This window comes from Enterobacter cloacae, assembly GCF_013375935.1.
In the GTDB taxonomy this organism is placed as follows: Bacteria; Pseudomonadota; Gammaproteobacteria; order Enterobacterales; family Enterobacteriaceae; genus Enterobacter; species Enterobacter pasteurii.
This window is the reverse complement of sequence record NZ_CP056117.1, coordinates 4,814,940-4,827,265: the sequence shown is the minus strand read 5'-3', so window position 1 is coordinate 4,827,265 and position 12,326 is coordinate 4,814,940. Positions and strand designations below refer to the sequence as shown.

The 12,326-nt window shown below is 56.2% G+C and carries 10 protein-coding genes; 4 read left to right on the top strand and 6 right to left on the bottom strand.

The window, feature by feature from the left end; translation table 11 throughout:
- Positions 1 to 15 precede the first annotated feature (15 nt).
- The 4 genes from HWQ14_RS22690 to HWQ14_RS22675 form a co-directional block, all read right to left on the bottom strand.
- Positions 16 to 1,953: a putative bifunctional diguanylate cyclase/phosphodiesterase gene (locus HWQ14_RS22690; RefSeq protein ID WP_176611091.1), complete on the bottom strand. Its 1,938-nt coding sequence runs from the start codon at positions 1,951 to 1,953 to the stop codon at positions 16 to 18.
- Positions 1,954 to 1,970: 17 nt separating this feature from the next.
- A complete protein-coding gene (locus HWQ14_RS22685; RefSeq protein ID WP_176611090.1) occupies positions 1,971 to 2,465 on the bottom strand; it encodes a molybdopterin-dependent oxidoreductase in 495 nt (164 codons plus the stop codon).
- Positions 2,466 to 2,669: 204 nt separating this feature from the next.
- Complete coding sequence (locus tag HWQ14_RS22680) at positions 2,670 to 3,881, bottom strand: L-dopachrome tautomerase-related protein (protein WP_176611089.1); 1,212 nt, start codon at positions 3,879 to 3,881, stop codon at positions 2,670 to 2,672.
- Between the two features lie 24 nt (positions 3,882 to 3,905).
- Entirely contained in the window at positions 3,906 to 4,700 is a 795-nt protein-coding gene (locus HWQ14_RS22675; RefSeq protein ID WP_176611088.1) for an SDR family NAD(P)-dependent oxidoreductase, read from the bottom strand.
- A gap of 98 nt (positions 4,701 to 4,798) precedes the next feature.
- On the opposite strand from HWQ14_RS22675, the gene HWQ14_RS22670 reads away from it, so the two are divergent.
- Entirely contained in the window at positions 4,799 to 5,722 is a 924-nt protein-coding gene (locus HWQ14_RS22670; RefSeq protein ID WP_176611087.1) for a LysR family transcriptional regulator, read from the top strand.
- Here HWQ14_RS22670 and HWQ14_RS22665 read toward each other — a convergent pair.
- Together HWQ14_RS22665 and HWQ14_RS22660 are read right to left on the bottom strand one after the other, a co-directional pair.
- Positions 5,694 to 7,478 (bottom strand): diguanylate cyclase, encoded by a 1,785-nt coding sequence (locus tag HWQ14_RS22665; RefSeq protein ID WP_176611086.1) that lies wholly within the window; start codon positions 7,476 to 7,478, stop codon positions 5,694 to 5,696. The two genes, HWQ14_RS22670 and HWQ14_RS22665, sit on opposite strands and share 29 nt — an antisense overlap.
- A 114-nt stretch (positions 7,479 to 7,592) precedes the next feature.
- Complete coding sequence (locus HWQ14_RS22660; RefSeq protein ID WP_176611085.1) at positions 7,593 to 8,702, bottom strand: AI-2E family transporter; 1,110 nt, start codon at positions 8,700 to 8,702, stop codon at positions 7,593 to 7,595.
- Between the two features lie 158 nt (positions 8,703 to 8,860).
- Between HWQ14_RS22660 and mmuP the strand changes: the two genes are divergently transcribed.
- From mmuP to tauA, 3 genes are all read left to right on the top strand, one after another.
- Entirely contained in the window at positions 8,861 to 10,261 is a 1,401-nt protein-coding gene (mmuP, locus tag HWQ14_RS22655) for an S-methylmethionine permease (RefSeq protein ID WP_176611084.1), read from the top strand.
- Positions 10,248 to 11,180 carry a homocysteine S-methyltransferase gene (gene mmuM / locus HWQ14_RS22650; RefSeq protein ID WP_176611083.1) on the top strand — a complete coding sequence of 311 codons (933 nt, stop codon included), beginning with the start codon at positions 10,248 to 10,250 and terminating at the stop codon, positions 11,178 to 11,180. Before mmuP ends, mmuM begins: the two co-directional genes overlap by 14 nt.
- A 175-nt stretch (positions 11,181 to 11,355) precedes the next feature.
- Positions 11,356 to 12,318, top strand: coding sequence for a taurine ABC transporter substrate-binding protein (gene tauA, locus HWQ14_RS22645; RefSeq protein WP_176611082.1), 963 nt, complete (start codon positions 11,356 to 11,358; stop codon positions 12,316 to 12,318).
- Positions 12,319 to 12,326 lie beyond the last annotated feature (8 nt).

Here is a 12,326-nt window from a genome sequence, read left to right as displayed (position 1 = left end):
GCTGAGCTGATGGAGTCATTGCAGGCCGCGCTTAATTTTACTGTCGACCTCAGGCAGTGGCTTACTGAAAAGGTATCCCTGCACCAGCTCGCAACCCAGCGCCTGTAGACGCTCAAGCTGCTCTTCGGTCTCAACGCCCTCGGCAATCACCCCCATGTTAAGGCTTTTGGCCATACCGGTAATAAGCTTCACAATATTAAGCACATCTTCCTGCGTGGAGATTGGATTGACAAAAGATTTGTCGATTTTGATTTTATCAAAATTCAGCTCGCTGAGCCGTGAGAGCGACGAATAACCCGTACCGAAATCATCGATTGAAATTCTTACGCCCAGTGAGCGTAGCTTTTTAAGAATGGTAATAGGGTTATTTCTGTCGCTGAAGAGTGAAGACTCTGTCACTTCAAGCTCAAGGCGATTGGCCGGTAGCCCGGTCTCCGTCAGAATAGACTGCACCATGGTAATAAACGATTTGCTGCCCAGCTGAACAGGCGAGACATTCACGGAGATCATTGCCGGAACGGCCCACGAAGCCGCTTCCCAGCAGGCAAGCTCAAGCACCGTTTTACCAATCTCGTTGATCATGCCTGTTTTTTCAGCGGCAAAAATAAAGCGATCCGGGGACAGCATCCCCTTTTCGGGGTGTCTCCAGCGAATGAGCGCTTCATAGCCATAGATCTCCTTGCTGAAGGCGTTGACGATAGGCTGATAATAAATAACAAACTCATTATTCTTTATTGCCTTTGCCATATCAATTTCAAGGTTTCTGCCTTCCTGCAATTTTTGCAACATCCGTTGCCGGAAGACTTTAATCTGCTGTGAGCCTGCCTTTTTGGCTTCATAGAGGGCCAGATCGGCGAACTTATACAGATAATCAGCGCGTCGTTCATTATCTGATAAAACAATGCCCACGCAGGTGGCAATTTTTATGAGCTGGTTATTAATCGTGTAGGGCTTGCTGATATTTTCGCTGATTTCTCTTGCGCGCGAAACGGCAGCGCTTTCGGTTAGCCCACTGGATAAAAAAGCAAACTCGTCTCCGCCTAAGCGGTAAAATCTGTCTGAAATGCTGCTCATGGCGGTCAGGCGTCTGGATACCTGGCGTAACAGTAAATCGCCAGCATCATGACCATAGGTATCGTTGACCTCTTTGAACCGGTCTAAGTCAAATAACATCACCGTAACGGGGGCGTGATTTTCTTCGGCCTCAAGATTGAGTTTGCTGAGGTCATCCCAGAAGTACAGACGGTTTTTCATGCCGGTGAGGGAGTCATGGTAAACGTCATACTCCAGCTTTGTATTCTGAATCTGCAGGGTCTCTTTTGATAACTGAAGCTCTTCTGCAAGACTTTCAACCTGTCTGTGCGCTTTAAGGATGTTTTTATTTTGATAGATTGTTAAAAATCCCAGAATAATACTCAAAATAACCAGCAGTAAAGAGAGCGCTGAATAGATATAATACAGGATCTGTATTTTATGGTTAGTGTTGTTAATCGTGCTTATATCTTTCGTTAACGCGCTTGATGACAGCTGGCTGAGTGGCGCATCCAGCAAATGCATGGTTTGCAGGTATGCTTTTACGTCCGAATGGCTCATCTTTTCGAGATTAGCATCCAGATAGGTAAGTATTTTATCAAGGCTTAACGCGAGGTCGCGATGCGCTTGATCGTTTTTAATATAATGACCTAAATCACCCTCCTTAAATAAATCATTCTGGCTTAGCATAATTTCCAGGCGCATGCGGACCTGGTCTATCGTAACGTCATCGGAATCGGTTGCGTACAGACCAAGCCATGATTCAAAGCGGTAATATTCGGATACCAGCTGGGCGACAGACCATGACTCCGTGTAATGAGTCAGTTTTTGAAGCTCCTGCTGTCGGTCATAGACAAGAAAAGCAATATAGCCAGTTGTAATAAAAAGAGAAAAAATGATACCAACCAGTATCCTGTTCATTATGTTCTCCTGAACTGCTATTCAATCTTCATCTTGCTGACCTGCCATGCCGATCGCGAGTAATAAATCTGATTGTTTAGTTCAGGAAGACTGTCATAGGGATATACGATGAATGCCGGACCTTTATCGCGGATGCGCATATATTCGCCATTAACCTTTAGAGCAAGTATGGCGTTGTATTTTTTAAAGTCGCTGAGCGGGATGACCGTCGCGTAATCATTAAGCGCAATAACATTAACCACGTTACCCTTTGCGCCGACATAATCCATGAGTTTGCTCATCGGAACACCCTCAAACTTAGTGCGGCCATTATACCAGGGAGACGATGTCTGGAAACTCACCACACCCAGCTTTTCAAGGCTGGCGATATCAAACACGGCTTTTCCATTTTCATTCGTGTTCTCGATATTACCGTAAATCGTTAAAATGGGTTTACCAGCAGGTTTTGGCAGCTCACCCGCCAGGGTGACGCTTTGTACTAAAAAGCAGCACAGCATTAGGATTAATCGCATTTCAGCCTCCACTTTTTAACTTAAGTATAAGAATTATAATTTAGTTATCCTACTAGTTTATATATTTTCTCTCTCCACTCGTTTATCCATCATCCTCAGGATGTAAAAACGCCACCCGTCGGGTGGCGCAGCGGTATTTAGCGATTATTTGTCCGGGCAGGAAAGTCGTTCAGCCGGGGTGAGCAGAGGCTTTAAGGCTGTTCGTTACCGGATCGGAACGGCTTTCTCCGGCGTCAAGGCCTTTGCCGGTAAACGCCATAGATCATAGCGTTCTTCTCCGGCCTTAACCGCTCCCGCGAAATGATCGTTCAGCCGGCTGGATGTGAAAATCAGATCGCCATCAGGGCGGATCGTCGGCGTGTCGGGCCAGTAGACGCCTTCGTTCGACGCGAGCGGTGACATCGCTTTGCTGACGGGATCGTACCTGACGATACCGTTACGGGTGACGTCTGTGATGTAGAGATTGCCCTTCGCATCGGTCACGATCCCGTCAGTGTTGCCCCCCACGTCACCCAGGTCCTCAATTCGGGACGCGATTTGCGCATCGGTCGAACCCGGCTGTCGCAGGATTGCCGTCGGCAGCGCATAGGCATGGGTTCCCGTCGTGACTGTCCAGTACAGCGTACCGGCATCCGGTGAGAGCGCAATGCCGTTGATGCCAATCAGCAACGGTTTACCCGGCCATACCTCGCGCCCGTGTGCGACAACCTTTACGCCCGGCACGTTCAGCAGGGCAGGGTGTCGGTCCAGTACGCGCCGGGCCTTGCCGGTGGTGAAATCAACGATGATAAGGCCAGCACGATTGACAGGCGCGCTGCGCGATCCGCTGTCGGAGATATAGGCGACGCGGCGACGCTCATCAACGGCTACGTCATTCAGGAAACTGGCCTTACGATCGGCCACGCCATCAAGAGCGATGCGTTTGATGGTGCGCCCTGAGTTCAGATCCAGCACCACCAGTTTTTGCGAGCCCGCCGGAGATTCCGCTTCTCCCGCGACGAAGCCCATATCCAGCGCCCATAGCCAGCCGTTACTGCGATCGATATAAAAACCGAGGACGTTGCGCAGGCTTTGCCCGTAAGGCCCGTCCACCGCATTTCCCTCGCGTGAGGGGAATGCGGTCAGGCGTGCCGGGCCCGACGAAACCGCAGTATCCAGAACGCTCAGCGTGGCGGGCGCGCCGGCGGATACCAGCCGGGGGGTACTGACGTAGGCTGTGCCTTTTGCATCAAAGTGGATCCCGGCGATGGGGGCATTCACCGACCCGGAAAACGCCGCTGGGGCTGCCGCGCGATCGGCCAGATCCCAGCTTACGCCAGCATAGCTGCGCCAGCGTTCAAGGGTTGCGCCACTGGCCGCGCTCGTGAAAGACAACAGCGCCACCACCGCGATGGCGGGCAAACTACGTTTAGACATGTCTATACTCCGGTGAACTCACTGTTACAGAATGGAGCGGAACGTGCCGCCCTCGACGCGCACCGCAGCTCCGTTAGAGGCCGCGCCAAGCGGGCTTGCCAGCAGCGCAACCATTGCGGCTATCTCGTCTGCTTCGATCATTCGCGCAATCAACGAGCTGGGACGGTAGGTCCTGAAGAAATGTTCTTCGATTGCCCGATCGGTCATCCCCGGTTCAGGTGCGGTCTGGCGAAGATACTCGATGATGCCGTCGGAGCGAGTCGCCGAAGGAAGAACGCTGTTCACCGTTACGCCAGTGCCTTTGGTCAGCTCTGCCATACCGCGCGAAACGGCGAGCTGTGCAGACTTGCTGACGCCGTAATGCACCATGTCTGGCGGCGTGAACGCGCCAACTTCACTGGACATAAAAATCACCCGGCCCCAGCTGCGTTCCAGCATGCGCGGGAAATAATGCCGGGACAGGCGAACCCCGGACATGACGTTAATATCGATCATGCGCAGCCAGTCTTCGTCCGTGATGTCGGCGAAAGGCTTAGCTTCGTAAAAACCCAGATTATTAATAAGAATGTCGGTATCCGGGCAAGCCGCAAACAGCGTTTCGGCACCCTCAGCGCTTCCCAGATCTGCGATAACGGCGCTTACCGGCACGCCAGGCGCGGCGCTGCTGATATCGGCGACGGCGTTTTGCAGCTTCGCCTTTTCACGTCCGGTGATGGTCACCGCAACGCCTTCTCGCGCCAGCGTGCGGGCGATGGCCAGGCCAATCCCTGCCGTTGCGCCTGTAACAAGGGCTGTCTTACCGCTGAGTTGAAGATCCATAATTTTTACCTTCTGATGATGTGTGAGGCCACTTTACTCATCGCTCAGCGGGGGATAAATTAGCGAAATTGAAAAACATTTGTTCGTGAAAGAGCAAAATGAGCCGGAAATTTGATTATCTTGGCGATGTCGAAGCCTTCATTACCGTTGTTGAGCACGGCTCATTTACTGCCGCCGCGGTTGTCCTCTCAACCACGCCCTCGGTACTGAGCCGTGCAGTTACCCGCCTTGAAGCGCGCCTTGGACGTCAGCTACTGCAGCGCACCACCCGTCGTGTAGGGCTAACGGAAGCAGGGCGCGTGTATCTGGAGCAGGCGCGCGCGGCGTTTTCTCTGCTGGATGAGGCTGAACGTGACGGACGGGGGCAGGAGGGCAACTTAACGGGCCGCGTGCGCATGAGCGTGCCAACCACCTACGGGCACTACCGTCTGCCCTCCCTGCTGGCACGCTTTGCCCGACAATATCCGCACGTTAAGGTCGAGCTGAACATTACCAACCGCAACGTCGACCTGATTGCCGAAGGATTCGACCTCGCGATACGTTTGGGCCAGATGCCAGATAGCGGCTTAGTCGCCCGTAAGCTGGAGGATGCCGCGCTGGTACTGGTCGCGTCACCGGATTACCTCCATCGAATGGGAAACTCTCAGACGCTGGAGGAACTACGGTTGCACATGTGTTTGCCGTTTATCCTGCCGCGTACCGGCCGCATTGCACCGTGGGTATTTCGTGAAGACGGGCGCGATATTGACTGGCTGCCCGTTTCTTCCGTCGAAACGTCAGAGGACGTGCTTGGCGTGGTTTCCCTCGCTGAACAGGGGATGGGGATTTGCCAGAGCTATGCGTTTATCGTCCAGGAGAGGATCCAGCGGGGCCAGCTCGTTGAAGTGCTTCCGACGCTGCGGGGGCGGTCGCGGCCTTTCTCGGTGATCTACGCGCCACACCGACGTCAGTCGGCGGCCGCCCGGGCAATGATTGAACTTCTGACAACACCCGCTAGCCCGCCTCCAACATCCCAAAGCTGACAATCCGCGAGCGCCCCAGCTCTTTCGCCCGGTATAGCGCGACGTCCGCCGCGCGCAGCAGATTATCGCCATGGGCGTGCTGGGGATAGCTGGCGATCCCGATCGAAACGTCCACCGGGCCAATTTCCGAAAGCCCGTAGCGCAGCGAAAGCGCGTGCACGCCGTTGTAGATCTCCGTTGCGGCGGCGTGCGCTGCCTCCTCATCCGCGCCGGTAAGAAGCGCCAGGAACTCCTCGCCACCGTAGCGGAAGGCCAGCCCGGTATCGTGTACCGCCCGTTGAATAATGGTTGCCACGCTTTTGATCACCAGATCGCCGGCCTCATGACCAAAGCGGTCATTAATGCTCTTGAAGTGATCGATATCGATCATCAGGCAGCTTACCGGCTCATCGTTACGCACGGCCTGCTTCATTTGGGTACGTAACGTATCCTCCAGATGGTGGCGATTACGCAGCCCCGTCAAGGGATCGAACAGGGCTTTTTCCAGAAGAGCATCCCGCAGCCGCTGGTTGGCCAGCGCCAGACCCAGCGCCTCGGCCATCAGTTCCAGATAGGCGCGGGACGGCGCGGTTTCAGGCGTGATGTTCTGGAATGAGAGCAACCCAATCGCCTCGCCCTGAGCAATTAAGGGAACGCACAGCGATTGCCGTGCCTGGGATTCAGGCAGATGATAACAGCCGATATCCGGCTCGCCGTTCACCGGCGGATGGCTTTGACCACGCCGGACGGCCCAGCATTCGTCAGGATGGAACGGCTTTTTATCCCCTTCGGGCGACAGCCATTCGGCCGCGCAGCGCATCTGCCACGGATCGCGCTCCAGAATATACAGACGCCCGGAAACCCCCGGCGCGATATTGGGCGCAAACAGCTCCGCCACATTCATCACGTCGGCAAAGTTTTCACAGCCCTGAAGCCGCTGGGTCATTCGCGCCAGCAGCTCGCGGATGGCCCAGTCAGCATCGCGCTCTTTTTCCAGCCGCTGCCTTGCCAGCCCGTTCTCGCGGAAGATGCGGATGGCCTGCGCCATATCGCCTATTTCATCAACCTGGGTGAAGTTCGGCGTTTCGACGGCGTAATCCTGGGATGCCAGACGATGAACCACGTCACTCAGACGCACCACCGGACGGAGCACGCGGCGCTTGAGGATAAAGCCCATCACAAACAAGAAGAGCAGGGCGGTCAGGCCGACCATCACCTCAGAGGCAGTGCGAAGCGTTTTCGACGTTTTGGTTGCAGCCTGCACGTCGGCAATAATGCGCTTGTCCAGCAGCATGCGAAAGCGTTCGATATTGTTCTGCGCCCGTTCGAGTTCCAGCTCATAGCTCTTACCAAAAAGCAGCGCAACGGCCTGCTGTTCTTCGCCCCGTGCGATGCCGTCAATGGCTGCCTGCTGTTCATCCTGGAGTTCGTCAACAATTTTCAGACCGTCATACAGCAGCGCCAGCTCTTCGCCCGATGCCCCCGTGTTTTTGAGCTGGCGCAGCGTGTGTTCAATATTCTTCAGCTCAGCTTCTTTCGCCTGGTATTTCTCCAGCACGTCGGGTTCTTTTTTGATGATGTAAAGGCGCGCCAGATCGGAGAGCATCCAGGTATCTATCTCGATCTCTTCCGTAAGCTGATCGAAGACCTGGCGTTGTTTAACGGCTTCACGTTCGATGTTGTCGGCGTGGGAAGCCATCAGCATGACGATGCCGGAGGCAATGGTCAGGCACACCGTGACGCCATAAGCCCAGTTTGTGATCGTGGCGATTCGCACCTGTTGGTTTCCTCTGCGACAAAAATGGAAGAGCGTTCTTTTAAGATTATAGAAAACCGCTGATTTATGGCGAAAAAAAAGGCGGCACGGGGCCGCCTTTCAGAACGTCTGCTTTCAGAGATCCCGAGGGTTTCTTCCCTCTTCGATAAAGTCTGCGTCCAGCTCCTCGGCATTGCCTTCGTGATCGCGCCCGGAGAAGAGGTTCCAGCAGGCGATAAACAGGGCGGCAATCAGCGGCCCAATCACGAAGCCGTTAATGCCGTACAGCTCCATGCCGCCGAGCGTGGTGATCAAAATCAGGTAGTCCGGCATTTTGGTGTCTTTGCCCACCAGCAGCGGACGTAATAAGTTATCGACCAGCCCGACGACGATCGCAAAGAAGCCAACGATGAACAGGCCCTGCCACAGCTGGTGGGTGGCGAACAGGAAGATGGCTGCGGGAACCCAGACGATGGCCGACCCGACGGCGGGCACCAGAGAGAGGAACGCCATCAGCGCGCCCCACAATACGCTGCCGTCAATACCGACAATGGCAAAGGCGATACCGCCAAGCGTGCCCTGAACCACGGCCACAACCGCCGTGCCTTTTACCGTGGCGCGCGACACGCCGACAAACTTGGCGAACAGGTGCTGCTTAACGAAGTCAGACAGCGGTAGCGAATCGAGGATCTGGCGCACCAGATACGGCCCGTCTTTCAGCAGGAAAAACAGCAGATACAGCATAATGCCGAAGCTGATGGCAAAGCCGAACGTGCCTTTACCAATCAGGAACGCGCTGCCCGCCAGATACTGTCCGCCCTGTAATGCGACATCGGAAAGTTTTTTCTGGATCTGCGCGGCGTTGGTCAGGTTGTGATCCGCCAGGAAACCGCTGGCCCAGTCCGGCAGGCGGTTGAAGATCCCCGCCACCACCTCAGGAAACTGCGTGTTGTTCTGTTGCAGCTTGGTGTAGACCACATTCAGCTCCAGCGCGAGCGATGAAAGGATCGCCATCAGCGGAATAAAAACAATCAGGCAGATAATGCCGAGCGTCAGGAGCGACGCCAGCCCGTTACGATCGCCCAGCGCGGTACGCAGTTTGTTTTTCACCGGGTTGAAAATAATCGTCAGGATCGCGGCCCACAGGATCGCCGAGAAATAGGGGGACAGCACGTCAAAGAAGGCCCAGGTAACGAGGGCGAGGATAAAGATGAAGAAACCTTTGGTCAGTCCGTTAAAGCGCATAGTGAGTCCTGGTGTAGAAGAAACTGTGTCGACTATAGAACCGATTTACGTATTTACCAATAATTGCGCCGATGCGGAGTCGGGTGGCTTTTTGTTAACAATCGCGGTATAACACCTTATCTTTGGATGTTTAGATGTCCATACGTTTAGAAGGTAATATGCAAACACAACAAGAAAACGGGCAGCTTAAGCGCACCATGAAAACCCGCCACCTGATTATGCTCTCGCTGGGCGGCGTGATTGGCACAGGGTTATTCTTCAACACCGGATACATTATTTCAACGACCGGCGCGGCGGGCACGCTGCTGGCGTACCTGATCGGGGCGCTGGTGGTCTGGCTGGTGATGCAGTGTCTGGGCGAGCTCTCCGTGGCGATGCCGGAAACCGGGGCGTTTCACGTCTACGCCGCTCGCTATCTTGGCCCGGCGACGGGGTATACCGTGGCCTGGCTCTACTGGCTGACCTGGACGGTGGCGCTCGGGTCGAGTTTTACCGCGGCCGGGTTCTGTATGCAGTACTGGTTTCCGCAGGTACCCGTCTGGACGTGGTGCGTTGTCTTTTGCGCGGTAATTTTTGGTCTTAACGTGATTTCCACGCGCTTCTTCGCGGAAGGGGAATTCTGGTTCTCGCTGGTCAAGGTTGTCACCATCGTCGCCTTTATTATTCTCGGCGGCGCGGCCATCTTTGGCTTCATCCCGATGGCGGACGGATCTGCCGCGCCGGGGCTGAGCAACATTACTGCCGAAGGCTGGTTCCCGCACGGCGGCCTGCCGATCCTGATGACCATGGTGGCGGTTAACTTTGCCTTCTCCGGAACGGAGCTTATCGGCATCGCGGCGGGTGAAACGGAAAATCCGCACAAGGTTATCCCGGTGGCCATACGCACCACCATCGCGCGGCTTATCATCTTCTTTATCGGCACCGTGTTCGTGCTGGCGGCGCTGATCCCGATGCAGCAGGCTGGGGTCGAGAAAAGCCCGTTCGTGCTGGTGTTTGAAAAGGTCGGCCTTCCGTATGCAGCTGATATCTTTAACTTCGTGATCCTGACGGCGATCCTCTCGGCGGCGAATTCCGGCCTGTACGCGTCTGGGCGCATGCTCTGGTCGCTGTCTAACGAGAACACGCTGCCGCGCTGCTTTGCCCGCGTTAACAAAAACGGCGTGCCGCTGACGGCCCTTTCCGTTTCCATGCTCGGCGGGGTGCTGGCGCTGTTCTCCAGCGTGGTTGCGCCGGACACGGTGTTTGTGGCGCTGTCCGCTATCTCCGGCTTTGCGGTGGTGGCGGTGTGGATCAGCATCTGCGCGTCGCACTTCGTGTTTCGCCGCCGTCACGTGCAGTCCGGCCAGCCGCTATCCGCGTTGCAGTATCGCGCGCCATGGTATCCGCTGGTGCCCGTGCTCGGCTTTATCCTCTGCCTGGTGGCCTGCGTCGGCCTGTGGTTTGACCCCAGCCAGCGTATTGCCCTTTATTGCGGGCTTCCGTTTGTCGCCCTGTGTTATGGTGCGTACTACCTGACCCGAAACCTGACAACGCAGGAGCCTGAACATGTCGCAGAATAATCCGCTTACCGCCCTCCTTGAAAAGCAGCCGTTTGTGGTGCTGGATGGGGCAATGGCAACGGAGCTGGAAGCGCGCGGTTGTAACCTTGCCGACAGCCTCTGGTCGGCCAAAGTGCTGATGGAAAACCCTGAGCCGATCCGCGACGTGCACCTCGATTACTACCGCGCGGGTGCACAGGTGGCCATCACCGCCAGCTATCAGGCCACGCCCGCAGGCTTTGCCGCTCGCGGGCTGGATGAGGCGCAATCCCGGGCGCTGATTGGCAAAAGCGTGGAGCTGGCGCGTAAGGCGCGCGAAGCGTATCTGGCCGAGAACGCGCAGGCGGGCACGCTGCTGGTTGCGGGATCCGTCGGCCCTTACGGCGCGTACTTGGCCGATGGCTCTGAATATCGTGGCGACTACGTGCGTAGCGCTGAAGAATTTACCGCCTTCCACCGCCCCCGCGTGGAGGCGCTGCTGGATGCGGGGGCGGACCTGCTGGCCTGTGAAACGCTGCCCTCTTTCGTCGAAATCAACGCGCTGGCCGCGTTGCTGACCGCCTATCCCCGCGCCCGGGCATGGTTCTCGTTTACCCTGCGCGATAGCGAGCATCTGAGCGACGGTACGCCGCTGCGTGACGTGGTTTCTGCACTGGAAGGCCACCCGCAGGTTGTCGCGCTGGGCATTAACTGTATCGCGCTGGAGCACACTACGGCGGCGCTGACGCATCTGCACGGCCTGACATCGCTGCCGCTGGTGGTCTACCCGAACTCGGGTGAGCATTATGATGCGGTGAGCAAAACCTGGCATCATCACGGCGAAGCCTGCGAAACGCTGGCGGGGTATTTACCGCAGTGGCTGGAGGCGGGCGCGAGGCTGATTGGCGGCTGCTGTCGGACCACGCCGAAAGATATCGCTGAGCTGAACGCGCAGCGCTGATACCTCACCCAGACCCTCTCCCATCGGGAGAGGGAAAAAACCAACCGCACAAAATTCACTATCCTTTCCCGTTTTTTTTCTAAAAACGAATCGTCATTAGCGATGCTTTTTAATTCCTTTATCAAAATTCCCGCGCCGGAAATACTGCCCTCATAACAACAGGGGAGCAGACACTATGGCAATTTCATCGCGAATCACATTACTCGGCGCACTGGCGCTGTGGGCTTTTCAGGCGCAGGCGGTGGACGTGACCGTCGCGTATCAAACCTCTGCGGAACCGGCGAAAGTCGCGCAGGCGGATAATACCTTCGCCAAAGAGAGCGGTGCGAAAGTCGACTGGCGCAAGTTCGACAGCGGCGCGGCGATTGTGCGGGCGTTAGCCTCCGGCGACGTGCAGATTGGCAATCTCGGCTCCAGCCCGCTGGCGGTGGCCGCCAGCCAGCAGGTGCCGATTGAGGTTTTCCTGCTGGCGTCGCAGCTCGGGAATTCCGAAGCGCTGGTGGTGAAGAAAACCATCGCTAAACCTGAGGATCTGATCGGCAAACGCATCGCGGTGCCGTTTATCTCCACCACCCATTACAGCCTGCTGGCAGCCCTCAGACACTGGGGCATTAAGCCGGGCCAGGTGCAAATTCTGAATCTTCAGCCTCCGGCGATAATCGCGGCCTGGCAGCGTGGCGACATTGATGGTGCCTACGTCTGGGCCCCCGCCGTCAACGCGCTGGAAAAAGACGGCACCGTGCTGACCGACTCCGAAAAAGTGGGGCAGTGGGGCGCGCCAACCCTCGACGTCTGGGTGGTTCGTAAGGACTTTGCCGAAAAACACCCTGAGGTGGTGAAAGCCTTTGCCAGAAGCGCCATTGACGCCCAGCAGCCCTACATCCGCAACCCGGATGAGTGGCTTAAGCAGCCTGCGAACCTGGAAAAGCTCTCACGTCTGAGCGGCGTACCGGAAGCGGACGTGCCGGGGCTGGTGAAAGGCAATACCTATCTGACGCCTGCGCAGCAGGTCCAGCAGCTGAACGGGCCGGTGAGCAAAGCGATTGCAGATACCGCGGCTTTCCTGAAAGAGCAGGGCAAAGTGCCTGCGGTGGCGGCAGACTATAGCGCCTACGTGACCGATCGCTTCGTGAAATAAGGGGGCTG

Coding starts and splice junctions, on each gene's coding strand:
- HWQ14_RS22690 (WP_176611091.1), bottom strand. CDS start 1,953: ATGAACAGGATACTGGTTGGTATCATTTTTTCTCTTTTTATTACAACT.
- HWQ14_RS22685 (WP_176611090.1), bottom strand. CDS start 2,465: ATGCGATTAATCCTAATGCTGTGCTGCTTTTTAGTACAAAGCGTCACC.
- HWQ14_RS22680 (WP_176611089.1), bottom strand. CDS start 3,881: ATGTCTAAACGTAGTTTGCCCGCCATCGCGGTGGTGGCGCTGTTGTCT.
- HWQ14_RS22675 (WP_176611088.1), bottom strand. CDS start 4,700: ATGGATCTTCAACTCAGCGGTAAGACAGCCCTTGTTACAGGCGCAACG.
- HWQ14_RS22670 (WP_176611087.1), top strand. CDS start 4,799: ATGAGCCGGAAATTTGATTATCTTGGCGATGTCGAAGCCTTCATTACC.
- HWQ14_RS22660 (WP_176611085.1), bottom strand. CDS start 8,702: ATGCGCTTTAACGGACTGACCAAAGGTTTCTTCATCTTTATCCTCGCC.
- mmuP (WP_176611084.1), top strand. CDS start 8,861: ATGCAAACACAACAAGAAAACGGGCAGCTTAAGCGCACCATGAAAACC.
- mmuM (WP_176611083.1), top strand. CDS start 10,248: ATGTCGCAGAATAATCCGCTTACCGCCCTCCTTGAAAAGCAGCCGTTT.
- tauA (WP_176611082.1), top strand. CDS start 11,356: ATGGCAATTTCATCGCGAATCACATTACTCGGCGCACTGGCGCTGTGG.